Source organism: Arthrobacter sp. B3I9, from assembly GCF_030816935.1.
Classification (GTDB): domain Bacteria; phylum Actinomycetota; class Actinomycetes; order Actinomycetales; family Micrococcaceae; genus Arthrobacter.
In genome coordinates, this window is record NZ_JAUSYO010000001.1 from 2220793 (window position 1) to 2244454 (window position 23662).

Below are 23662 nucleotides of genomic sequence, written 5' to 3' on the forward strand. Positions count from 1 at the left end.
CGCCCGGCCGGACTGAGCTGGCTATTTAATCCAGCGCAGGTTGAAGTCGTAGCGGTGCGGCTGGCCGCGGTTGACGTGGATGCCCGCGGCGACCGAGAAGCAGGTGACCGCTATCCAGATCAGCGTCGCGAGGACCGCGAAGATGTTTCCCACCACCGGTACGAAGACCAGCAGGTTCGCGACCACGGCGGCGATCGTCGGCGGCAGCGTGAAGTTGAGGGCTTCCTTGGACTCCTGCGCGGTGAAGGGGCCGCGGTCCTTGAAGATCAGGTAGATGAGCAGCGAAGGCACGCAGCCGAGGATGCCGCCGAAGTGCGCCAGCGTGGCCCACTGCCGGTCCTCGCTGGCCGTCAGGGGCAGCGCATTGGCGGGAACGCCATGGTACGGGGGCTGGCCATGGCCGGCCTGGTTGCCCGTGTGTTCGCGTGCGTCATCTGCCACGGTTCTCGTCCTTCGGATTGCTGTGATGCGTTGTTACCTGGAGGTTCGGGGGCCACGCAGGATGCGCACCGCCGTTCCCAGAATACTTGCTTGGATGCCGAATCGAGGATCGGACCTCAGGGAGCCGTGAGGAAATCGATGACCTCTTCCACGCGTCCCAGCAGGGACGCCTCCAGATCCGCGTAGCTCCGGACGGCCCCGAGGAGCTTCTGCCAGCCCAGGCCGATATCCTCCTTGGTGCTGTGCGGCCAGCCGAAGGCCGTCAGGATGCCGGTCTTCCAATCCGTTCCGCGGGGAATCACCGGCCATTGCTCGATGCCCAGGACAGCGGGGCGGATGGCCTGCCAGACGTCCACGTACGGGTGGCCGACGATCAGGACGTTCCCGGCCGCGCCGGGGGACGCCATCACGGCGTCGGCAATCCTGGATTCCTTGGAATCCGGGACCAGATGGTCCACCAGGACGCCGAGGCGACGTCCTGGTCCGGGGCGGAAGGCCGCGACGGCGGCGGAGAGGTCATCGATCCCGTGCAACGGCTCGACGACGATGCCTTCCACCCTGAGGTCGTCTCCCCAGACCTTTTCCACCAGTTCGGCGTCGTGCTTGCCCTCCACCCAGATGCGGCTGGCCTTGGCCACCTGCGCGCGCTGGCCCGCGACGCGGACCGAGCCGGACGCAGTGCGGCCGGCTCCGGCCGTGCCCTGCGCCGGCCGGGGAGCGGGAGGCATCAGCCGGACCGGCTGGCCCTCCAGCAGGAATCCGAAGCCGAGCCGGAAGGACCGGGACTTGCCCCGGCGGTCCTCCAGAGCCACCACGTGCATGCCGCCCGACTTTTCAACCCGGGTCACGGCACCCACCCAGCCGGACTGCACGTCCTCAAGCACCATGCCGCGTTCCACCGGCACTTCGGGCAGCTGGGCCTTGGCGGGGGCGGACAGGTCCTGCGGTCCCCAGTTCTGGTACGACATCTGTTACACACTGCTTTGCGTTTGGAGGAACACGGCGGGCTGTGCCCGAGAACACCCGCCCCGGGACAACGCCGGGGCGAATCCAATGCTAACAACGCGGTGACTCATATTAGACTGGTTAGCACTTAGGCATGTCGAGTGCTAACCAGCAGTGCTGACCAGCAGTGCTGACCATGGGCGGCACCGCATGCGGGAGAGCCGATAGGAGGTGGAGCGTGAGCGAACCACGCAAACTGGAAGTATTGCGCGCCATCGTGGAGGACTATGTCCATTCCCGTGAACCCGTCGGCTCCAAAGCCCTCGTGGAACGGCACCACCTTGGCGTGTCCAGCGCCACCATCCGCAACGATATGGCGGCCCTGGAAGACGAAGGCCTGATCACTGCCCCGCACACCAGTGCCGGCAGGATTCCCACGGACAAGGGCTACCGGCTCTTCGTGGACCAGATTTCCGCCGTCAAGCCCCTCTCGCCGGCGGAACGCCGGGCCATCCAGGCGCTGCTCGAAGGTTCCGATGACCTCGACGACGTACTGGACCGGACCGTGCGGCTCCTGTCGCAGCTGACCAACCAGGTCGCCGTCGTGCAGTACCCGCATCTGAGCCGCGCCCGGGTGCGGCACATCGAATTCGTCCTGCTCGCACCACGCAAGGTACTGGTGGTCCTGATTGCGGACACCGGCAAGGTGGAGCAGCGGGTCATCGACGTCGGCCAGGACCTTCCGGACGACGCCGTAGCGGAGCTGCGCAGCTGGTTCCTGGCAGGCCTGTCCGGAACCCCGCTGACCGAGCTCCCGCAGTCGCTGCAGTCCGTGATCGCCGGCTGCCCGCCGGCACGCCGCACGGCCGCGCAGGCGCTGGCGAGGGGCCTCGAGGCCCTGGCCACGAGCAGCCGCGAAGAGCGCATGGTCATGGCCGGCACGGCCAACCTCGCACGCTCCAACGTCGACTTCCCGCTGAGCATCGGCCCTGTGCTGGAAGCGCTCGAAGAGCAGGTGGTCATGCTCCGCCTCCTCAGTGACATGGCGGCGGACCCGCGCGGCGTGACCGTCAGCATCGGCCGGGAGAACCCCTACGACGGCCTCGCCGAGGCGTCCGTGGTGGCCACCGGCTACGGCCCGGACGCCACCGCGAAGGTCGGCGTGCTGGGTCCGACCCGGATGGACTATCCGACCACCATGGCCGCCGTCCGCGCGGTGGCCCGCTACCTATCGAGGATCCTCGGGCCCTGACCGTCCACGCAGCAAGCCAACGCACCGCTGTTGACCGGACTTCTTTGCCCCAACAGGCAGTGCCCCACCGGCAGTACAAAAAGGAAGAGATACGAACTTTGAGCAGCCACTACGACGTTCTTGGAGTCTCCCGCGAAGCAACCGGGGAAGAGATCAAGAAGGCTTACCGCAAGCTTGCCCGGACGTTGCACCCGGACGTGAACCCCGGCAGCGACGCTTCGGAGCGCTTCAAGGCCGTCACCCACGCATACGAGGTGCTCTCCGACCCGCAGAAGCGGCGGGTCTACGACACCACGGGTAACGAGAACGGCACCGACAACGGCTTCGGCGGCGGCAGCTACGCGGGCCAGGGCTTCGCGTTCCAGGACATCTTCGACACGTTCTTCGGCGCCGGCGGCCAGGCCGGTCCGGCTTCACGCGTGCGCCGCGGGCAGGACGCGCTGATCAGCGTCCGGATCGACCTCCGCGACGCCGTGTTCGGCGTCAACAAGAAACTCGAAGTGGACACCGCGGTCACGTGCCCCACGTGTGCAGGCTCCTGCTGCCAGCCGGGCTCACACCCGGAGCGCTGCGACATCTGCGGCGGCAGCGGCCAGGTCCAGCGGGCCGTCCGGTCCATCCTGGGCCAGGTCATGACCACGGCGCCCTGCGGCAGCTGCGAAGGCTTCGGCACCGTGATCAAGGATCCCTGCAACGAGTGCTCCGGCCAGGGCCGGATCCGCAGCCGCCGGACCCTGACCGTCAAGGTTCCCGCCGGCGTCGCCACCGGCACCCGCATCCAGCTCTCGGGCCAGGGCGAGGCGGGCCCGGCGGGCGGTCCCGCCGGCGATCTGTACGTGGAGATCAGGGTCAACACCGACGCCACCTACATGCGCGACGGCGACGACCTGCACGCCAGCCTGAACATCCCGATGACCGCCGCGGCGCTCGGCACCGAACTGAGCCTCGAGACCTTCGACGGCCCGCAGGAGATCGACGTCAAGGCCGGCACCCAGTCGGGCGAGGTCATCACCCTGCGCGGGCTCGGTGTCACGCATCTGCGCGGTTACGGCCGCGGGGATCTTAAGGTCCACCTGCAGGTGGAAACTCCGGCCAAGCTCGACGCCGCCCAGGAGGACCTGCTCCGGCAGCTGGCGAAACTGCGCGGCGAGCAGTTCAGCGAAGGCAAGCTGGCTGCCAGCGGCGGGGTCTTCGCCAAGCTCCGGGACCGTCTCGGTAACCTGTAGCGGTGAGTAACCCGGTCTTCTTCACCGCCCCGGGAACCCTGGACCAGCAGGCCCCCGGTTCCATGTTCGTCCTGGACGGCCCCGAGGCCCGCCATGCAGTGACGGTCAAGCGGCTTGCCGCGGGCGAGATGGTTGATATCGCCGACGGGGCGGGCAAGCGGCTGACCGGTTCAGTGACCGCCGTGGCCCCCGGTGAGCTGACCGTGGAGTGCGCACAGCTGAGCGTTGAACCGCGGCCGGACATCCGGCTGGTCCTGGTGCAGGCCCTTGCGAAGGGCGACCGGGACGAACTGGCCGCCGAGACCGTCACGGAGCTGGGTATCGACGCCGTCGTCCCCTGGCAGGCGGAACGCTCGATCGTCCGCTGGAAGGCCGAACGGGCGGCAAAGGCCCATGCCAAGTGGCAGTCCGTGGTTGCGGCGGCGGCCAAGCAGGCCCGCCGCGCTTGGATTCCGGAAGTGCGTCCCGCCGTCGACGGCGCCGGGTTGCAGGCGGCCGTCGCCGCGGCAGATCTCGCCGTCATCCTGCACGAGGACGCCGTGCGCCCGCTCCGGCAGGTGCTCGAATCCTGGCATGCGACGGCCTGGGCCGAGCCGCCTGCGGAACCAACGGGCCGGGAGGTGCTGCTGATCGTCGGCCCGGAGGGCGGCATCAGCCCCCGCGAAGTGACGAGGCTGTGCGACGCTGGGGCAGTGACCGCCCTCCTCGGGCATCATGTGCTGCGCTCATCCACCGCCGGGCCGGCCGCGACCGTGCTGGCCAGCGATATCCTGGGACGCTGGTAATTCAATCCATTGCTCCCCACCGGCCCAAACCCAATCCAGTGCTCCCCACCGGCCTCCTCGCCTCGCAAGCTCGGCCAGGGAACCCTGCCGGCGTGGGCCCAAACGGCCCTTTTGAGCGTTCAAAAGGGCCGTTACGGAGCAATCGATGCTGGTGGCGGGGGCGGGCTACTTGACCGTGAAGCCGCGGGTGTCGACGTTGAGTTCCTCTGAGGGGTCGTCATCCTTGACCTGGGACACCCTGACCTCGTAGTTCCCCGGACCGAGGTTTACCTGGAGGCTGAAGAATCCGGATTGCGGCGCATCGGCTGACGCGGTTGCGGTCCCGTTCTGGTAGCTGGTCTTGACGGTCCCGTCGATCCGCAGGATCTCCCAGCGGAGCTTTCCGCCGGGGACAATGCTCCGGCCGCTGATCTTGACCGCACCGTCATCGAGGGAGGCAGCTTCCTGGGGGTCCACGATCCACACCGGGGCCACCATGCCGGAGCTGCGGGAGGTCGGGGCACCAAGGCGGACATGGTTGAACGCGACGTAGTCGGTGTGGCCGTCAACGAGGACCACCACCTGCACCTGCTGCCCGGCGTCGATCAGCCCCGCGCTGGCACCGGCTGCCGTTGCGGTATAGACAAGCTGCTGGATTGCGCGTTCTGCCATCGCCGCGTCCACGTTGCTGTTGAAGGCGTCATCCGAAAGGTCCACCGTGATGACGTTCTTGCCCGAGATAGACGTTGCGAGCTTTTTGGGATTCTGCCAGGGCGTGAAAAAGTCCGGATCGAGCGGCTTCTCGGACATCATGACGTGGAGGGCGCGGGTGACCGGGTTGTCCTGTTCCGGAACGTCGCGGAACTCGCGGTAGAGGAACATGTTTTCGTTGCTCCGGCCGATCCAGTACACGGGAGCCTTGTTTGAGGCCTGAGTGGTTTCCAGGGGAGCGCTCGTGGTCGGGGCGCCCGGTGTGGCCGTGCCGGCCTGGAGCTGCGAGGCGGTGTTCGAGCTGGTGATGCCGGGCTGCGGCGCCGCAACGCAGCCGGAAAGGACCAGCGCCGCAGGCAGCATCACCAGCAGCGCGCCGGGACGCATGCGCCCGCCTGCCGGCTTCGAACTGGTTCCACGCTGCTTGATGGCTGATTCCTTTCCTGCTCCGTAACTAACGACCAGCCCCCGCCATGGTCAGCCGTCCCGCCGGGAAATCGTCCCGCCGGGTGGCCGATTCCCAGCATGGCATATGGTCCGCATGCTGCACCGGGGTTTGGGCCTGCCCGGCGGAACTGCAACGGGAACGATATGAGGCCGATACGAAGTTGATACCTTGTGACGGAAACTGAAGGCGGCCGCAGACCGGTGGAGACGTCCGTCAGGGGCTTCGGCCGCGTCGTGCGGGCCTGTGCTGGCGTAAGATGGAAGGACCCCCGAAAACCGGGACCGCAAGGCGAGGACCGCCGTCGGTCCCGGACCGGGGGGACACGTTATTTTCCGACTGAAGGGGACCAGAGGCCTGCGGGCCACCACCATGACTGAAGCAGCGAACGGTAAGGCCCGGATCAGCGCCGGAGCGCGCACCGCAGGCGAATTCCCACACTCCCTCCCAGGTTTGCGGACGGAGGTGGTCCTGTTCGACAACTCCGACCAGATGGTCCAGTCCCTCGGCAGTCATGACGAAGCCCTGCGCTATATCGAGTCCCAGTTCCCGGCCGTGGACTTCCACGCCCGCGGCAACGAGCTGTCCATCAGCGGGCCGGCCGCCGATGTTCCCCGGATCATGCGGCTGCTGAACGAAGTGCGCGGGCTCGTTTCGCGCGGCACGGTCATCACGCCCGCCGTGCTGCAGCAGCTCGTGTCCCTGCTCCGCAGCCAGTCCCAGTCGCTGCAGAACCCGGTGGACGTCCTCACGTACAACATCCTCTCCAGCCGCGGGAAGACCATCCGCCCGAAGACGCTGAACCAGAAGAACTACGTTGACGCGATCGACGCCAACACCGTGATCTTCGGAATCGGCCCGGCGGGTACCGGCAAGACGTACCTGGCCATGGCCAAGGCTGTGCAGGCGCTGCAACAGAAAGAGGTCAACCGCATCATCCTGACCCGTCCCGCTGTCGAAGCGGGGGAGCGGCTCGGCTTCCTGCCCGGCACCCTCAGCGACAAGATCGACCCCTACCTGCGCCCGCTCTATGACGCCCTGCACGACATGATGGACCCCGAGTCCATCCCGCGCCTGATGGCTGCCGGCACCATCGAAGTGGCGCCCCTGGCCTACATGCGCGGCCGGACCCTCAACGACGCTTTCATCATCCTGGACGAGGCCCAGAACACCACGCCCGAACAGATGAAGATGTTCCTCACCCGGCTTGGCTTCGGCTCGAAGATGGTCGTCACCGGTGACATCACCCAGGTTGACCTGCCGTTCGGCACACGGTCGGGCCTGCGGATCGTCGAAGAGATCCTGCAGGGGATCGAGGATGTCAACTTCACCGTCCTGGACGCGTCCGACGTCGTCCGCCACCGCCTGGTGGGTGACATCGTCAACGCCTACAGCATCTGGGACGAGGTCCAGCGGCGCCGGGTCAAGCAGCCTGTTGCCCGGGACAAGCAGCCGGCCGCCCGGGACAATCGGGGAGCGAGCGCGTGAGCATCGAAGTCAACAACGAATCCGGCGTGGCCGTCGACGAATCCGAGCTGGTCGCGCTCTCAAGGTTCATCTTCGAACGCCTCTTCATCCACCCGCAGGCCGAGCTGTCCATCCTGCTGGTGGACGAACCCGCCATGGAAAAGCTGCACATCGAGCTGATGGATGAACCCGGTTCCACCGACGTGCTCTCCGTCCCCATGGACGAACTCACTCCCGGCACCCCGGACAAGCCCACACCGCAGGGCATGCTGGGCGATATCGCGATCTGCCCCCAGGTGGCCGAGGTGCAGGCGAGGAACGCGGGGCACTCCACGCAGGACGAGATGCTGCTGCTCACCACGCACGGCATTCTCCACCTGCTCGGATTCGACCACGCTGAACCGGAGGAAAAGGAAGAGATGTTCGGGCTCCAGCGCGAACTGCTCTCCGCCTTCACCGGCAAGGACGCCCCCGCCGAGACGATTCAGTGACCCCACTGATCCTCGCCGGCATGGCGTTGGTGTTCCTCAGTTTCGCGGCGCTGCTCACGGCCGCCGAGTCCGCCTTCAACTACCTGCCCCGGCACGAGGCCGAAACGGCCATACTGCAGAGCCGCGGCACCGCGCTCAAACGCATCATGGGGCAGCCCGTGGCGCACATGCGCGCCCTCAGGTTCTGGCGGATCTGGTTTGAAATGGCATCGGCCGTCGCGGTGACCGTGCTGCTGCACAGCCTGCTGGACAACGTCTGGCTCGCCGGCCTCGCCGCTACCGGCATCATGGCCCTGATCGGCTTCGTGATTGTGGGCGTGTCCCCGCGCCAGCTCGGGCGGGTCCACTCCGCGGCCCTGGTCCGCTACACCGCCCCGCTGATCCGTGGCCTGTGCGGCGTCCTCGGCCCCATACCGGGATGGCTGGTGACGCTGGGCAGCGCCGTGCGCCCCCGGTGCGCCGGCGGATAACGAGGCGTTCTTCAGCGAAGAGGAATTCCGTGAGCTTGTGGACCGCGCCACGGAGTCCGATGTCATCGAGGACAACGAGGCGGAACTGATCCAGTCGGTCTTCGACTTCGGCGACACCCTGGTCCGCTCCGTCATGGTGCCGCGGACGGACATCGTCTTCATCGACTCCGGGTCCAGCCTGCACAGTGCGATGTCCCTGTTCCTGCGCTCCGGGTATTCCCGGATCCCCGTCACGGGCGAGAACACGGACCACATCCTCGGCATCGTCTACCTCAAGGACGTGGCCGCGGTCGTTCACAACCTGGGCAGCGCCGAGGTGCCTCCGGTCGTCGACGACCTGGCCCGTGAGGCCCGCTACGTGCCCGACTCCAAGCCGGTCAGCGAGCTGCTGCGCGAACTGCAGAAGGAATCCACGCACGTCGCGATCGTGATTGACGAGTATGGCGGAACCGCCGGACTGGTCACCCTCGAAGACCTGATCGAGGAGATCGTCGGCGAGATCGTGGACGAGTACGACACCGAAAGCGCCGAAGCAGTGGGCCTCGGAGACGGCACCTACCGGGTGAGCGCGCGCATGAGCATCGATGACCTCGGCGAGCTTTTCGACCTCGAGCTCGACGACGACGAGGTGGACACCGTGGGCGGCCTGCTCGCCAAGGCGCTCGGCCGGGTGCCGATCGTGGGCAGCACCGTCGAGGTCCACGGCCTTGCGCTCCGCGCGGACCGGCTGGAGGGACGGCGGAACCGGGTAAGCCACATCATTGCCTCTGCCGTTCCGAAGGAAGAAACTGACCTTAATGACCTCCTCGACGAGGCCGCACCAATCCAACAGGGAGTACCACGTGAGCAAGCAGAATAAGTCCGACGGCGAAGCAGCCTACGGCGGCTACCGCGCGGGGTTCTCGGTGCTGGTCGGGCGCCCCAACGCCGGCAAATCCACCCTCACGAACGCCCTCGTCGGCAAGAAGGTGGCGATCACCTCGGCGAAGCCGCAGACGACGCGGCACACCATCCGCGGCATCGTGCACCGGGACGACGCGCAGCTGATCCTGGTGGACACCCCGGGCCTGCACCGGCCGCGCACCCTGCTCGGCAAGCGCCTGAACGAACTTGTCGCGGACACCCTGGCCGAGGTGGACGCGATCGGCTTCTGCCTGCCGGCCAACGAGAAGATCGGCCCCGGAGACAAGTTCATCGCCGCGCAGCTGGCCGCCATCGGCAACAAGCCGGTCATCGCCATCGTGACGAAGGCGGACACCGTGGACCGCCAGGCCCTCACCGAGCAGCTCCTGGCCGTCGCGGCCCTGGGACGGGAAGTCCTGGGCGATGAGGGCTGGAAGGACATCGTGCCCGTCTCCGCGACTGACGGTTTCCAGGTCACCACGGTGGCAGATGTCCTGATCAGCCACATGCCTTCGTCCCCGCCGCTGTATCCGGACGGCCACCTCACGGACGAACCGGAAGCCGTGATGATCGCCCGAACTCATCCGCGAAGCCGCCCTCGAAGGCGTCCGCGACGAACTGCCGCACTCCCTGGCCGTCGTCGTCGACGAGATCGTCCCGCGCGAAGGGCGGCCCGAGGACCGGCCGTTCCTCGACGTCCGCGTCAACCTGTATGTCGAACGCCCGTCCCAGAAGGCGATCATCATCGGCAAGGGCGGTGCACGGCTGCGTGAAGTCGGGACCACCGCGCGCAAGGGCATCGAGGCGCTCCTCGGCGCGCGCATCTACCTTGACCTGCACGTCAAGGTGGCCAAGGACTGGCAGCGTGATCCCAAGCAGCTGGTGAAACTCGGGTTCTGAGCCGGACCCGGACGGGGCGGCCCCGGCCCCCCGCCACTCCCATGGCAGCGGCCATCGGGGAATTCCCAGATACGGAAACTAAAATAGGCTGACTCCCGTTCGTGAAGGAAGGCTCCTCCAGTGGCTCCACCCCGCCCAGACCGTGACGACGGCGCCTCACCGCCGGCCCGGTCAGCTGCCGCTGCCCGGCACTCGGATGACCCCGACGTCGGCCCGGCCAGACACCTGGGCGTCCACCATCGGCTGCCGGCCTGGCTGAAAATCGGCACGGCGGTGGTTTCGGTCCTGCTGGTCGGGGTGCTGGCGTTCGGCGCCTACTGGGTGGTCCGGCTGCAGGGCAACATCAGCAAGGCGTCCCTCGGGGCGGGCAGCAGCACCGAGGGCGCCGCCAACGAATCCCACGACAGGATGCAGATCCTGATCCTCGGCTCGGACACGCGTGACGGCAAGAACTCGCAGTACGGGACGTCGGATGACTCCACCGGCTACGGGCATTCGGATGTCCTGATGCTGATGGACATTTCGGCCGACAACAAACGCGTCAACGTCGTCAGTTTCCCCCGGGACCTGCTGGTCAACGTCCCCAAATGCAGGGACCAGAAGACCAAGACCGAGTACCCGGCGCAGAAGGACGTCATGATCAACGAGGCCATGTCCGAGGCCGGCATCGGCTGCGCGGTCGACACGATCAACAAGCTCACCGGCCTGAAGATCGACCACTTCATGATGGCCGACTTCAACGCCGTCAAGGAGCTATCCAACGCCGTGGGCGGCGTTGAGGTGTGCATCAGCGACGCGGTGTTCGACCCCGATTCCCAGCTCCGGCTGCCCAAGGGCACGTCCACCGTGCAGGGCGAGCAGGCGCTGGCGTTCCTGCGGACCCGGCACGCCTTCGCCGACGGCGGCGACCTCGGCCGGATCAAGGCCCAGCAGGGCTTCCTCTCCGCACTGACGCGCAAGATCAAGGACGACGGCACCCTGGGCAACCCCGCGAAGATGCTCCAGATCGCCGACGTCATCACAAAGAACCTCACGGTCGACGACGGCCTGGCCTCGATCCCGACCCTCCTGACCGTGGCCAACCGGCTCAAGAACATCGACGTCGGCAAGGTCGCCTTTGTGGCGGTTCCGACCGGTCCGGCCGACAGCGACGTCAACCGGCTCCAGCTGGCCGAGCCTGCAGCGTCCCAGCTGTTCGCCGCCATGCGCAAGGACCTTGACCTCACCGACCCGACGGCAACCCCCGCAGCCTCCGCCGCTCCTGGTCCCGATGAGGCTGGCGCCGGTGCCGTCCCGACGCCCAGCGAGACGGCCGCGGCCTACGAGAAGGCCGAGCAGCCCGTCGCCGTGGCCAACGGTTCCGGCGTGCCGGCCCGGTCTGCCGAGATCATGCAGTCGCTCCTCGCCGGCGGGTTCAGCCAGCTGTCCAAGTTCACCGCTCCGCCGGTCGCCACCACGGCCGTCTACTACGGTGCCGGGTACGCCGACGCGGCCAGGGACATTGCTGCCCTGCTGTCGGTTCCCGCCACGCAGGTGCTGCCGGCGGCCGGTGTCACGGGCGTCCAGGTCTACCTGGGGAGCGACTTTGCCAGCGGCACCCCCACCGGGAACGCCACGGTTGCCCTGCCGCCGGACATCGTCAACCAGACGGCCGGGGACACGGTGTGCCAGCAGGCCAACCCGGAGCTGATCACGCGCTGACGAAGCCCTGGCCAGGGACTGATCGTTCCTGATCAGTCCCTGGCCCGTTTCCGCCGGCCTGCAGGCATCGCTCGGGGTCCGCTACCAGATGCTGACGCGCTCCGCCGGCGGCATCCACATGCCGTCCTGCTCGGTCACCCCGAACCCCTCGTGGAACGCCTCAAGGTTCTTGGCGATCTGGTTGGTGCGGAACTCGTTGGGCGAGTGCGGGTCCGTGGCCAGGCGCCGGATGGCTTCCTCGGTCCGCATGACCTGCCGCCAGCCGGCCGCCCAGGACGCGAAAAACCGCTGGACGCCGGTGAACCCGTCCAGCACCGGCGGCTCCTGCCCGCCGAGGCTGATCAGGTACGCCTTGTACGCGATGGTCAGGCCGCCCAGGTCACCGATGTTCTCGCCCAGCGTCAGCTTGCCGTTGACATGGTGCCCCGGGGCGGCGCTGGGGGAGAGCGCCTCGAACTGGTCCACCAGCTTCTTGGTCAGTGCCTCGAACGCCGTACGGTCATCCTCGGTCCACCAGTTCCGCAGCAGTCCGCTGCCGTCGTGCTGGGAGCCCTGGTCGTCGAAGCCGTGGCCGATCTCGTGCCCGATCACCGCGCCGATCCCGCCGTAATTGACCGCGTCGTCGGCGTCGGCGGTGAAGAACGGCGGCTGGAGGATGGCTGCCGGGAACACAATCTCGTTGAGCAGCGGGTGGTAGTAGGCGTTGACGGTCTGCGGAGTCATCAGCCATTTCTCGCGGTCCACCGGCTTGCCCACCTCATCGAGGTGCCGGTCGACGTCGGCGCTGTGGGCCCGCTCGACGTTGCCGAGCAGGTCGGCCGGATCGATCTGCACAGCGGAATAGTCGATCCACTTGTCCGGGTAGCCGATCTTGGCGCGGAACGCGTCGAGCTTTTTGAGCGCCTCCTGCTTGGTTTCCTCGCCCATCCAGCCCAGCCCGGAGATGGAGTCCCGGTACGCCTCGATGAGGTTCGAGACCAGCGACTGCATGCGTGCCTTGTGGGATTCGGGGAAGTGCCGGGCCACGTAGATCTGGCCGACGGCCTCGCCCAGGGCAGCCTCGACGACGGCGACGCCGCGCTTCCAGCGGTCCTTGTTGCGGGGCGTGCCGCTGAGCGTGGTGCCGTAGAAGGCGAAGTTGGCGTCCACAAACTCGGCCGACAGGTAGGGCGCGGCTGCACTGAGCACACGCATGGCAAGCCACTCCTGCCAGCTGGCCAGCGGCACCGTTTCCAGCAGGGAAGCCGCTCCGGTGAAGAACTCGGGCGTGCTCACGACGAGTTCGGCACGCTTGTCCGCAGCGATCCCGGCCGCCTCGAACCAGTCACCGAACAGCGGGAAGAGACCGGCGGCCTCCTCGGCCGACTTGAGGTTGTACGTCTTCTGCGGGTCCCGCAGGGTGACGTTGTCCCAGTGGTGGGAAGCGAGGGAGGTTTCCAGGTCCACCACGCGGCCTGCGGCGGCTTCCGGATCCGCGACGGCCGCGAGCTCGAACATGGTCTTCACATGCGCCCGGTAGGCGTCGACCATCGGGGCGAACTTCTCTTCCCGGTAGTAGGACTCGTCCGGCAGGCCCAGTCCGCCCTGCCCGGTGTAGAGCAGGATCCGGTCCGGGTTTCCGGCGTCCGGCGCGGGATAGATGTAGAACAGGCCGCCGACGTCGGCGCGGAACAGCCGACCGGCCAGCGCCACCAGTTCGGCGACGGACGCCGCGGCAAACACGTCCGCAAGCCGGGACCGCACCGGCTCCAGGCCCTTGGCCTCCACCGCGGCCTCGTCCATGAAGCTGCTGTAGAGCCCGCCGATTTTCCGCTCGATGCCGGTGGCTTCCCCGCCCCGGGCTGCCGCGTCCTCGATGATCGCCCGGACTGCGAGTTCCGAACCGTCCCGGAGCGCCGTGAACGTCCCCTCCAGCGGACGGTCGTCCGGGATCTCGGTGCTCTTGAGCCAGGCGCCATTCACGTGCTGGTACAAGTCGTCCTGCGGCCGCGTGCTGGCGTCTATAGTGGACAGGTCTATCCCGGAAAGTGGCACGGATGCTCCTCGAAACAGGCAGGCCCGGCACGGCACTGGCACCGGCATGGGGTCTGCATGATGGACGTTAGGACGTTTGGCTCCTTCATCTTACGCACCCGTGTTACTGTGAAAAGGTGCGCGCAGAACTGCTTCTTCTTAGCTGCCGCGGCGAGGCTTCAGACGCTATCTAGCGCAAAGGCCCACCCTCGCTGCGGAGTTTGTGTTGCCCGGCCACCCTTTCACCAGGAACCACAGAAAAGGCCCCGATAGTAATGCAAAATGCACAGAAGCCCTCAGGAATGCCCGTCCACCGTTACGTCCCCTTCCAGGACCTGATCACGGTTGAACTGCCGGACCGCACCTGGCCTGACAAGGTCATCACGAAGGCCCCGCGCTGGTGCGCGGTCGACCTCCGTGACGGGAACCAGGCGCTGATCGATCCGATGAGCCCGGCCCGCAAGATGAAGATGTTTGACCTGCTGGTGCGCATGGGCTACAAGGAAATCGAGGTCGGGTTCCCGTCCGCCTCGCAGACCGACTTCGACTTCGTCCGCCAGCTGATCGAGGGCAACCACATTCCCGACGACGTCACCATCCAGGTGCTGACGCAGGCCCGCGAGCACCTGATCGAGCGGACCTACGAGTCGCTGGTCGGGGCCAAGCGGGCAATTGTGCACCTCTACAACTCGACATCGGTCCTGCAGCGCAGGGTCGTCTTCAACCAGGACGAGGACGGCATCCTGGACATCGCCCTGCAGGGCGCGCGGCTGTGCAAGAAGTACGAGGAGACCCTCGTGGACACGCACATCACTTACGAGTACTCGCCGGAATCCTTTACCGGAACCGAGCTGGAGTACGCGGTCCGGGTCTGCAACGCCATCGCGGATGTCTTTGAGGCCTCGGCGGACAGCCAGGTCATCATCAACCTGCCCGCCACGGTGGAAATGGCCACCCCCAACGTCTACGCCGACTCCATCGAGTGGATGAGCCGGCACCTGCACCCCCGCGAGGGCATCATCTTGTCCCTGCACCCGCACAACGACCGCGGCACCGGCGTGGCGGCCGCCGAGCTCGGCTACCTGGCCGGCGCGGACCGGATCGAGGGGTGCCTCTTCGGCAACGGCGAGCGGACCGGGAACGTGGACCTGGTGACCCTGGGCCTGAACATGTTCGTCCAGGGCGTCGACCCGATGATCGATTTCTCCAACATCGACGAGATCCGTCGCACCGTGGAGTACTGCAACCAGCTGCCCGTGGCCGAGCGGTCACCCTACGGCGGCGACCTCGTCTTCACGGCATTTTCCGGTTCGCACCAGGACGCCATCAAGAAGGGCCTGGAAGCGATCGAGAAGGACGCCGCGGCCGCCGGCCGGGACGTCGCCGACCACGTTTGGCAGGTTCCGTACCTGCCGGTGGATCCGAAGGACCTGGGCCGCAGCTACGAGGCTGTCATCCGGGTCAACTCCCAGTCCGGCAAGGGCGGCGTCGCCTACCTGCTGAAGAACGAGCACAACCTGGACCTGCCGCGCCGTGCGCAGATCGAGTTCTCCGGCGTCATCCAGAAGCACACCGACACGGCCGGCGGCGAAGTCAGCGGCGCCCAGCTGTGGCAGGTCTTCCAGGACGAGTACCTGCCCTCCACAGCGGCCGACACCCAGTGGGGACGCTATGCGCTCGGCGCCATCAGCACTGAGACGGACGAGGGCGGGGCAATGACCCTGACCGCTTCACTGAAGGTCGACGGCACCCAGTTCCGCCGCACCGGCACGGGCAACGGTCCGATCGCCGCACTGCTGAGCATCCTGCGCGAGGACGGCGTCGACGTGCGGGTGCTGGACTACACCGAGCACGCCCTGTCCGAGGGTGGCAACGCCCTCGCTGCGGCCTACGTCGAGTGCGCTGTGGGCGAGCGGGTGCTGTGGGGCGTCGGGATCGACGCCAACACCAGCACGGCATCCCTCAAGGCGGTCATCTCGGCCGTGAACCGGGCCGTGCGGGACGCCCGCGCCTAGCCGGACTGGGTGCCGTTCCGCTGCCCCTGTTCGCCTGCGCCGCCGGATCTGTCCGGCGGCGCAGTGCGTGTCCGGCCTATGACTGCCGACGCCGGCCCGTGCCGAAGGCCCTGGTCCGGGAAGACCGTGTTTACCGAAAGGCAGTGCGAAGATTAACCGTGGCCCAACTATCTTCCTTTGCAGCTCGCTCCTACCGTGATGACGGCGTCGTGCTGCGCACCCACAAGCTCGGGGAAGCGGACCGCATCATCACCCTGCTGACCAAGCACCACGGCCAGGTGCGTGCCGTGGCCAAGGGGGTCCGCCGCACCAGCAGCCGCTTCGGGGCCCGGCTCGAGCCGTTCATGGTGGCGGACCTGCAGCTGGTCTCGGGGCGGACGCTCGACGTCGTGATCCAGGCCGTCGCCAAGGGCGCCTATGGAAGCAGCATTGCCGCAGACTACGGCGCCTACACGGTTGCCGCGGCGATGACGGAGACCGCGGAAAAGCTTACCGACGTCGACAACGAGGCGGGAACCGCCCAGTACAACCTGCTGGTGGGTGCGCTGGCCTCCCTGAGCCGCCGCGACCATACCCCGGAACTGATCCTCGATTCATACCTGCTCCGCGCCCTTTCCACCGGCGGCTGGGCCCCGAGCTTCACTGTCTGCGCGCGCTGCGGCGCGCCGGGGCCACATAGCGCATTCGCGGCGCCTCTCGGCGGCATGGTCTGTGCCGACTGCCGGCCTCCTGGTTCCCCTGCGCCCGCGGCCGAGACTGTGGTGCTGCTTGGCGCCCTGCTGACCGGGGACTGGGCCACGGCGGACGCCTCCCAGCCCGTTCACCGCCGCGAGTCCGCCGGACTGGTGGCCAGCTACCTGCAATGGCATCTGGAACGTGCGCTTAAATCCCTCAAACATGTGGAGCGAACTTAACGGTGTTGGGCAAGAATGCGGGAAAGAACCCGGCGAAGAAGAATGCACCGGCGCGGCAGCGGACCGCTCCGGTGGTGAAGCCGTATGGGCACCCCTCCGGCGCCGTGCCGCCCGCCATTCCGGCGGAGCTGATCCCGCGTCACGTCGCCATCGTGATGGACGGCAACGGCCGCTGGGCGAACCAGCGGGGGCTCCCGCGGATTGAAGGCCACAAGGCGGGGGAGCCCGCCCTGCTGGATGTGATGGCGGGGGCGATCGAGCTGGGGATCGAACACGTCAGCGTGTACGCCTTCTCCACCGAAAACTGGCGCCGGTCACCGGAGGAAGTCCGCTTCCTGATGGGGTTCAACAAGGACGTGCTGCGCCGGCAGCGCGACCAGCTGGACGAATGGGGCGTCCGGATCCGGTGGTCCGGCCGGCGCCCGCGGCTCTGGGGCTCCGTCATCCGGGAGCTGGAAGAGGCCGAGGACTACACCCGGGGGAACAGCACCTGCACGTTGAACATGTGTGTCAACTACGGCGGCCGGGCCGAGATCGCCGACGCCGTGTCCGCGATCGCGGAAGAGGTGGCCGCCGGACGCCTCCGGCCCGGGGCCATCACGGAGAAGACCATCCAGAAGTACCTTGATGAGCCCGACCTGCCGGACGTGGACCTGTTCCTGCGGAGCTCCGGTGAGCAGCGGTTGTCCAACTTCATGCTCTGGCAGTCGGCGTACGCGGAATTCGTCTTCCTTGACACGCTCTGGCCTGACGTGGACCGGCGCACCCTGTGGGACGCGGTGGAGATCTATGCCAAACGGGACCGCCGCTACGGCGGTGCCATCGACGCTGCCGTCCCGGTCACGGGCGGCGCGTCGAGCACGTAGGCCCGGACCCACCGCGCCAGCCGGGCGTAGGCGTCTTGACGCACCTTCGGCGCAGACAGGAAGACGTCGTGCAGTGCGCCGTCGATCCTTTCCAGCGTGACGCTGCGGCCAAGGCCCAGGGACCGGAGGGCGATCGTGTTTACATCGAGCACGGCATCCGTGCTCCGCATGGATTCCTTCCAGACCATCCCGTTGGCGCTGGCTCCCGAGATCAGCACGAGGACGGGGATGTCGAGGTTCAGGCCCCGCGCCACCCGGGCCTGCCCGGCGAGGACTGCGCTGAGCCATCCCGCGCGGACGGGGAAGGCCTGCGGCGGCCGGAACGCATCGTCCAGGGTCCACTCGCCCTCGGCCGAGCTGCTGATGCTGCGCCAGTAGAACCCCCGCTCGGGAAGCCGGATCACGGACTCCGGCCGCAGCCACGCGAGCGGGCCAAGCAGGGTGCGCGTCGCGCGCCGCACGGCAGGGCTGCCGTGCATTTCCAGCCAGGGGCTGTTCAGGATCAGCTGCGATGCGACGCCGGGGTGCCGGCTCGCCCAAAGCGCGGCAACCAGGCCGCCGGTGGAGTGTCCCATCAGCGTGACAGCCGGCGGCGCCGTGCCGCCGGGCGCAAGCGAGCCAATGATGCCGAACGCCCCGGTGATCTCGGCGTCGTAGTCCGCCAGGTCGGCGACATAGCCGCCAGGGGTTTCCGGCCGGAGGCTCCGTCCGTGATTGTGCAGGTCCAGGGCGAAGAACTGGAATCCACTGCCGGTCCAGAACTCCGCCAGCTCCTTGTTGAAGAAGTAGTCGCTCCAGCCGTGAAGGAACAGGACGGCCCGCGACTGGGCCGGCCCCGCCGGGAGCGGTGCGGCAGCCTCGGGACCGGTCCGCAGCCGGACCTCCGGCCCGGTGCCTCCGGCCCGGGGCGGAACGTGCCGCACCAGGGTGGCGGTGCGTGCGACGCCGTCCGCACCCGCGGCCTGGAAGGTGCAGGCTTCGAAGCCGGCACCGAGCATGTCGCTCTCCCACTGCGCTGGGACCGGGGCAGTGCCCGGGGCCGCGCCGGGAGCCGGAACGGCGCTGTCGCTGGTCATGGCTTCATGCTAGCGCCGGGTTTGGTCTGGGCCACAAGAACCGGAAAACTAGACCCATGCGCGTATATCCCACATTCTTCCGGCTGGCCTTCTCATGGATGGACGCCGAACGCGCCCACAAGATCGGGTTCCAGGCCATCCGCCTGGTGCATACCTGCGGCGCCGGGCGGGTGCTGCAGAAGTTCACCGCGCCGGCAGCCTCCCTCCAGACCCAGGCTTTCGGCCTGACCTTTCCCTCCCCGTTCGGGCTGGCAGCCGGCTTCGACAAGGAAGGGCACGGCATCGAGGCCCTCACGGAGCTCGGCTTCGGCCACGTGGAGGTCGGCACCATCACGGGCCAGGCGCAGCCGGGCAACCCCGCTCCCAGGCTCTTCCGCCTGATTGAGGACCGGGCCGTGATCAACCGGATGGGCTTCAACAACGACGGCGCCGCAGCGGTGGCGCCCCGCCTGAAGTCCGCCCGGGCCGCGCTGCAGCGCCGGCACCCGGGGGTCCGGCCGGTCATCGGGGTCAATATCGGCAAGAGCAAGGTGGTGGAGCTCGAGGACGCGGTGGAAGACTACCTCGTGAGCGCCCGCAGCCTGGCTCCCGCCGCTGATTACCTTGTCGTCAACGTCAGTTCGCCGAACACCCCGGGCCTGCGGCTGCTGCAGGACGTGCAGACGCTCCGCCCGCTGTTGACCGCGGTGGGGGAGGAAGCGGACAAGGCAGCCGGCCGCCACGTGCCGCTCCTCGTGAAGATCGCTCCGGACCTCAGTGACGAGGACATCGACGACGTCGCCCGGCTTGCACTTGACCTGGGCCTGGACGGCATCATCGCGACGAACACGACCATTGGCCGCACGGGTCTGGCGTCCGGTCCGGACAAGGTCGAGGCGTGCGGTGCCGGCGGACTTTCCGGGGCGCCGCTGAAGCAGCGTTCCCTTGAGGTGTTGTCCCGGCTGAAGGCCGCAACCGGGGGTGCGCTGGCGCTCGTATCCGTTGGCGGCGTTGAAACGGCGCAGGATGTCCAGCAGCGGCTCGACGCCGGGGCCACCCTGGTGCAGGGCTACACGGCCTTCCTCTACGAAGGCCCTTTCTGGGCTGCGCACATCAACCGGCTGCTGGCAAAGCACCCCTCCCGGCGGTAGCTGTACTGCCAGACGTCATACCCGCGGGTTCCGGGCACAAAAGAGGCCCGGGCAGTTGAGGAACTGCCGGGGCCTCTTGGAAACGAAAACTTAGGAGGGGAACTCGCCGCGCTTGACCTGCGGCTTCGGCATGCGCAGGCGGCGGAACTGCAGGGACCGCATGGAGCCGTACCAGACAGTGCCGCGCTCGGCCTCGCCGAACTTGGCGGCAAGGCGTGTCTTGAGCTTCCGGGACAGGATGAAGGCGTCCACGAACACCGCCAGGAACATCACCCAGAAGGCGCCGAGGACATAGATCATCAGGTCGCTGGAGGCGGGCACCAGGAGCGACACGACCACGAAGACCAACGCGCCGAACATGAGGTACTCGCCGAGGTTGAACCGGGCGTCCACGTAATTGCGGGCGAAGCGCTTCTGCGGGCCCTTGTCGCGAAGCGGCAGGAACCGCTCATCCCCGGTATCCATGGCCTGGCGCATCTTCAGCCGCTGGTCCTGGATGGCGACGCGCTCGGCGGCCTTGGAGGCCTTGCGGTCCTCGGGCACGAGCGGCCGCTTGCGTGCGGCCACCTGCGCACTGCGCTTGGGCGTGGGCGCTCCCTTGCCCGAGGCGGCGTCCCGGGCCGAAGCCGCGGCCGCCTGCTGGTCAACTATTTCCTGCGCCGTGGGCGCTTCCTTTTTTCGTCCAAACACCCATATAGAATACCCCGCGGCCGCCGGCCCGGGTCCCAGTCCGGGCGCCAGCGCGCGGCCCGCCCTGGGGTCCACCCCGGAGCCCCTCACCGAGCCCGTCACCGACCCCTCACCGAGCCTTTCGGCGGCGACCGGAGCGCTATTTGTGGTGGTCAGCGGCGCGGGTAGTGTTTCCGCCATGACTTCTTTTCCTGCCGCCAACGCCCACAGCGCTTCCGGACACGTTGAAATTCCCGAGGCCGACGCCCTGCGCCAGGCCGTCGCCGAATCCTTCGATGCCACCATCACCCAGTTGAAGGACCTCGTGGCCATTCCGGGTATCGCCTGGCCCAGCTTCGATCCGGCCCCGCTGGACGCCAGCGCCGAGGCGGTGGCCGGTCTCGTCCGGGCAAGCGGTTTCGACGACGTCCGGATCCTGCGCTGCGACAAGGAGGACGGCACGCCCGGCGGCCCCGCCGTCGTCGCCCGCCGGCCGGCCGCCGCGGGAAAGCCGACCGTCCTCCTGTACGCGCATCACGACGTGCAGCCGGCCGGAGATCCGGCGCTGTGGGAAACAGAGCCGTTCACCGCCGTCGAACGCGATGGCCGGCTCTACGGCCGCGGAGCCGCCGACGACAAGGCGGGGATCATGGCCCACATCGCGGCCTACTCCGCGGCGGTCCGGGTGCTGGGGGAGGACCTCGGCCTGGGCGTGACGTTCTTTTTTGAGGGGGAGGAAGAAGCTGGTTCCCCGACGTTCCGGTCTTTCCTCGAAAGGCATAAGGACCTCCTGCGCGCCGACGTGATCGTGGTGGCGGACTCCAGCAACTGGAAGGTCGGCGTCCCGGCGCTCACTACGAGCCTGCGCGGGCTTGTGGACGGCACCATCGAGGTCCAGGTCCTGGAACACGCCGTGCATTCCGGCATGTTCGGCGGCCCGGTGCTGGACGCCCCCACCCTGCTTGCCCGCCTGATCGCAACACTGCACGACGCCGACGGCGCCGTCGCCATCCCCGGTCTGGTCAGCCGCGACAACGTGACGGTGGACCTTACTGAAGCGGAATACCGTGCCGACGCTTCCGTGCTCGACGGCGTGAAGCTCGCCGGAACCGGAAGCATCGCCTCCCGGATGTGGACAAAGCCCGCCCTGTCCATCATCGGCTTCGATGCCCCCGCGGTTGACGTCGCCTCCAACACCCTGCTCCCGCGGGCGCGCGCCAAATTCAGCCTGCGGCTCGCGCCCGGCCAGGATCCCGCCGAAGCCATGGAAGCGGTGCGCAGGCACGTCGAGGCGAACGCGCCCTTCGGCGCCCGCGTCGTGTTCACGCCGGGGGAGAGCGGCAGTTCCTTCCTGACGGACACCTCCTCCAAAGCGGCAAAGGTGGCCCTGTGGGCCCTGGGCGAGGCCTGGGGCGTCCCGGCAGTGGAAACGGGAATCGGCGGCTCCATTCCCTTCATCGCCGACCTGACCGAGCTCTACCCGGACGTCCAGATCCTCGTCACCGGTGTGGAAGACCCCGATTCCCGCGCGCACAGCGCCAACGAATCCCTCCACCTGGAGGACTTCCGGAATGCCATCACGGCCGAAGCCTTCATGCTGGCACGGCTCAACGCGGAAGGACTGGCGTGACCGGACCGCAATATCCGCCGTCGGGGGAACATCCAGCGGGTCCGCAGGGTTACGACAGGAGTTAGAGCTACACGTCCGACCGACGTAGCATGTAGCTATAGCCCATACCGTTCAAGTAGGGGCGGGCACCGCGTACGTGGAGCCGCCACCACCGTCGTCAGAAGGTAGGCCATGAGCACTACAACCAATGAAAACAGCGCCGACACCACCGTTATTGCCGGCGAGGAGCTGCCCACGCACGAGGTCAACCTGACCGACGTCGCCGCCGGCAAGGTCCGCAGCCTGCTGGAGCAGGAAGGCCGCACCGACCTGCGCCTGCGCGTGGCCGTGCAGCCGGGCGGTTGCTCCGGCCTTATCTACCAGCTCTACTTCGACGAGCGGCTCCTCGAGGGAGATGCCGTCCGCGATTACGACGGCGTTGAAGTTGTCGTCGACAAGATGAGCGTCCCGTACCTCAGTGGTGCCAGCATCGACTTTGAGGACACCATCGCAAAGCAGGGCTTCACCATCGACAATCCCAACGCCGGCGGCTCCTGCGCCTGCGGTGATTCCTTCCACTAGGGCCGGCCGTTCGGCCGGCCTTAGTGCCGCCCGAAACGGACACGGGCCGGGCCGGAAAAAACGCTTCCGAGCCACGGTGCGGACATGTGGGCGAAAACTCCTGCGGAGCGGTAAGCTCTACAACGAGTAGTAAAACTTTTCGTGTGCCCGGAACGCCAGTGGTGACCCGGGCGACAGCAACAAGTAGGAAGGGCCGTCTGTGAGTTCGCAGAACCGAACCGGCAGCCGACGCAAAAAGATCTCTACGATCACTGGCTTGGCACTAGCCGGCGCGTTGGCTTTGACTGGATGTTCACCAGAGGTACAGAAGGGGTGGATGCCCACCGAACGTGGGACCACCAGTAACACTGACCGCATCATGGACCTCTGGGTCAACTCATGGATTGCCGCGCTGGTAGTGGGCATCATTACCTGGGGTCTGATGATCTGGTGCATCGTCGCTTACCGGCGGCGCAAGGGCACCGTGGGCTTCCCCCGCCAGAACAGCTTCAACCTGCCGCTGGAGGTCTTCTACCTGACGATCCCGCTGTTCATGGTCCTGGTGTTCTTCTACTTCACCGACCGTGACCAGCAGGCAATCGACAACCGCAGCCAGCCTGCCGATGTCGTTGTCGACGTCCGTGGCAAGCAGTGGGCCTGGGACTTCAACTACAAGAAGGGCGACGTCGTCACCGGAGACGTCCACGAAGCCGGGGTCCAGGCGCACCTGACCGGTCAGGAAGTGGACAAGGAAAAGCTGCCCACGCTGTACCTGCCCGTCAACAAGTCGGTTGACCTCGAGCTCAACGCCCGCGACGTCATCCATTCCTTCTGGGTTCCCGCCTTCCTCCAGAAGCGCGACATGATCCCGGGCAAGGTCAACTACATCAGGTTCACCCCCACCAAGGAGGGGACCTACGACGGCAAGTGCGCCGAACTCTGCGGCGAATACCACTCCGAAATGCTGTTCCGCGTGAAGGTTGTCTCCGAGTCAGAGTTCAAGGCTCACTTGGAGCAGCTGCGTCAGGACGGCAACTCCGGCCTGCTCGGCGAAGAGTACGACCGACTCCCGGCCAAGACCGAAAACAAGTAA

The 23662-nt window shown here is 67.3% G+C and carries 19 protein-coding genes and 2 pseudogenes; 15 read left to right on the forward strand and 6 right to left on the reverse strand.

Annotated features, from left to right (window positions below):
* Nucleotides 1–21: 21 nt before the first annotated feature.
* The gene (locus QFZ65_RS10440; RefSeq protein WP_306910148.1) at nucleotides 22–441 is read right to left on the reverse strand and encodes a DUF4870 domain-containing protein; all 420 of its coding nucleotides are present in this window, start codon (nucleotides 439–441) and stop codon (nucleotides 22–24) included.
* 116 nt (nucleotides 442–557) lie between these two features.
* Entirely contained in the window at nucleotides 558–1409 is an 852-nt protein-coding gene (locus QFZ65_RS10445; RefSeq protein ID WP_306910150.1) for a DUF3097 domain-containing protein, read from the reverse strand.
* Between the two features lie 215 nt (nucleotides 1410–1624).
* On the opposite strand from QFZ65_RS10445, the gene hrcA reads away from it, so the two are divergent.
* The 3 genes from hrcA to QFZ65_RS10460 all read left to right on the forward strand — a co-directional run bounded on the left by hrcA (nucleotide 1625) and on the right by QFZ65_RS10460 (nucleotide 4649).
* Nucleotides 1625–2638 carry a heat-inducible transcriptional repressor HrcA gene (gene hrcA / locus QFZ65_RS10450; RefSeq protein WP_306910152.1) on the forward strand — a complete coding sequence of 338 codons (1014 nt, stop codon included), beginning with the start codon at nucleotides 1625–1627 and terminating at the stop codon, nucleotides 2636–2638.
* A gap of 98 nt (nucleotides 2639–2736) precedes the next feature.
* On the forward strand, nucleotides 2737–3864 hold the full coding sequence (dnaJ, locus tag QFZ65_RS10455) for a molecular chaperone DnaJ (RefSeq protein ID WP_306910153.1): 1128 nt from the start codon (nucleotides 2737–2739) through the stop codon (nucleotides 3862–3864).
* Between the two features lie 2 nt (nucleotides 3865–3866).
* Entirely contained in the window at nucleotides 3867–4649 is a 783-nt protein-coding gene (locus QFZ65_RS10460; protein WP_306910155.1) for a 16S rRNA (uracil(1498)-N(3))-methyltransferase, read from the forward strand.
* Between the two features lie 165 nt (nucleotides 4650–4814).
* On the opposite strand, the gene QFZ65_RS10465 is transcribed toward QFZ65_RS10460, so the two are convergent.
* Entirely contained in the window at nucleotides 4815–5726 is a 912-nt protein-coding gene (locus tag QFZ65_RS10465) for a GerMN domain-containing protein (protein ID WP_306910157.1), read from the reverse strand.
* A gap of 430 nt (nucleotides 5727–6156) precedes the next feature.
* On the opposite strand from QFZ65_RS10465, the gene QFZ65_RS10470 reads away from it, so the two are divergent.
* The 5 genes and pseudogenes from QFZ65_RS10470 to QFZ65_RS10490 all read left to right on the forward strand — a co-directional run bounded on the left by QFZ65_RS10470 (nucleotide 6157) and on the right by QFZ65_RS10490 (nucleotide 11716).
* Entirely contained in the window at nucleotides 6157–7272 is a 1116-nt protein-coding gene (locus tag QFZ65_RS10470; RefSeq protein ID WP_306910158.1) for a PhoH family protein, read from the forward strand.
* Nucleotides 7269–7742 (forward strand): rRNA maturation RNase YbeY, encoded by a 474-nt coding sequence (gene ybeY, locus QFZ65_RS10475; protein ID WP_306910160.1) that lies wholly within the window; start codon nucleotides 7269–7271, stop codon nucleotides 7740–7742. The genes QFZ65_RS10470 and ybeY overlap by 4 nt, the downstream gene beginning before the upstream one ends.
* Nucleotides 7739–9071: pseudogene (locus tag QFZ65_RS10480) on the forward strand (hemolysin family protein). The gene ybeY and the pseudogene QFZ65_RS10480 overlap by 4 nt, the downstream one beginning before the upstream one ends.
* Nucleotides 9055–10015, forward strand: a pseudogene (gene era / locus QFZ65_RS10485) (GTPase Era). Before QFZ65_RS10480 ends, era begins: the two co-directional pseudogenes overlap by 17 nt.
* A 120-nt stretch (nucleotides 10016–10135) precedes the next feature.
* Nucleotides 10136–11716: an LCP family protein gene (locus QFZ65_RS10490; RefSeq protein WP_306910162.1), complete on the forward strand. Its 1581-nt coding sequence runs from the start codon at nucleotides 10136–10138 to the stop codon at nucleotides 11714–11716.
* A gap of 81 nt (nucleotides 11717–11797) precedes the next feature.
* Here QFZ65_RS10490 and QFZ65_RS10495 read toward each other — a convergent pair whose 3' ends face one another.
* Complete coding sequence (locus QFZ65_RS10495) at nucleotides 11798–13750, reverse strand: M13 family metallopeptidase (RefSeq protein ID WP_306910164.1); 1953 nt, start codon at nucleotides 13748–13750, stop codon at nucleotides 11798–11800.
* Between the two features lie 254 nt (nucleotides 13751–14004).
* Here QFZ65_RS10495 and leuA point away from each other — a divergent pair, with 254 nt between their 5' ends.
* The 3 genes from leuA (at nucleotide 14005) to QFZ65_RS10510 (ending at nucleotide 17524) form a co-directional block, all read left to right on the forward strand.
* Entirely contained in the window at nucleotides 14005–15744 is a 1740-nt protein-coding gene (gene leuA, locus QFZ65_RS10500) for a 2-isopropylmalate synthase (protein ID WP_306910166.1), read from the forward strand.
* 158 nt (nucleotides 15745–15902) lie between these two features.
* Nucleotides 15903–16658, forward strand: coding sequence for a DNA repair protein RecO (recO, locus tag QFZ65_RS10505; RefSeq protein ID WP_306910167.1), 756 nt, complete (start codon nucleotides 15903–15905; stop codon nucleotides 16656–16658).
* Between the two features lie 5 nt (nucleotides 16659–16663).
* A complete protein-coding gene (locus tag QFZ65_RS10510) occupies nucleotides 16664–17524 on the forward strand; it encodes an isoprenyl transferase (protein WP_306910168.1) in 861 nt (286 codons plus the stop codon).
* On the opposite strand, the gene QFZ65_RS10515 is transcribed toward QFZ65_RS10510, so the two are convergent.
* The gene (locus tag QFZ65_RS10515; protein WP_306912550.1) at nucleotides 17467–18522 is read right to left on the reverse strand and encodes an alpha/beta hydrolase; all 1056 of its coding nucleotides are present in this window, start codon (nucleotides 18520–18522) and stop codon (nucleotides 17467–17469) included. The genes QFZ65_RS10510 and QFZ65_RS10515 overlap by 58 nt on opposite strands.
* Nucleotides 18523–18656: 134 nt before the next feature.
* On the opposite strand from QFZ65_RS10515, the gene QFZ65_RS10520 reads away from it, so the two are divergent.
* Entirely contained in the window at nucleotides 18657–19730 is a 1074-nt protein-coding gene (locus QFZ65_RS10520; RefSeq protein WP_306910169.1) for a quinone-dependent dihydroorotate dehydrogenase, read from the forward strand.
* A gap of 90 nt (nucleotides 19731–19820) precedes the next feature.
* Here QFZ65_RS10520 and QFZ65_RS10525 read toward each other — a convergent pair whose 3' ends face one another.
* The gene (locus QFZ65_RS10525; RefSeq protein WP_306912551.1) at nucleotides 19821–20420 is read right to left on the reverse strand and encodes a DUF3043 domain-containing protein; all 600 of its coding nucleotides are present in this window, start codon (nucleotides 20418–20420) and stop codon (nucleotides 19821–19823) included.
* 178 nt (nucleotides 20421–20598) lie between these two features.
* Here QFZ65_RS10525 and QFZ65_RS10530 point away from each other — a divergent pair, with 178 nt between their 5' ends.
* The 3 genes from QFZ65_RS10530 to coxB all read left to right on the forward strand — a co-directional run bounded on the left by QFZ65_RS10530 (nucleotide 20599) and on the right by coxB (nucleotide 23662).
* Nucleotides 20599–22029 (forward strand): dipeptidase, encoded by a 1431-nt coding sequence (locus QFZ65_RS10530; RefSeq protein ID WP_306910170.1) that lies wholly within the window; start codon nucleotides 20599–20601, stop codon nucleotides 22027–22029.
* Between the two features lie 171 nt (nucleotides 22030–22200).
* Nucleotides 22201–22590 carry an iron-sulfur cluster assembly accessory protein gene (locus QFZ65_RS10535; RefSeq protein ID WP_306910171.1) on the forward strand — a complete coding sequence of 130 codons (390 nt, stop codon included), beginning with the start codon at nucleotides 22201–22203 and terminating at the stop codon, nucleotides 22588–22590.
* Between the two features lie 199 nt (nucleotides 22591–22789).
* On the forward strand, nucleotides 22790–23662 hold the full coding sequence (coxB, locus tag QFZ65_RS10540; RefSeq protein ID WP_306910173.1) for a cytochrome c oxidase subunit II: 873 nt from the start codon (nucleotides 22790–22792) through the stop codon (nucleotides 23660–23662).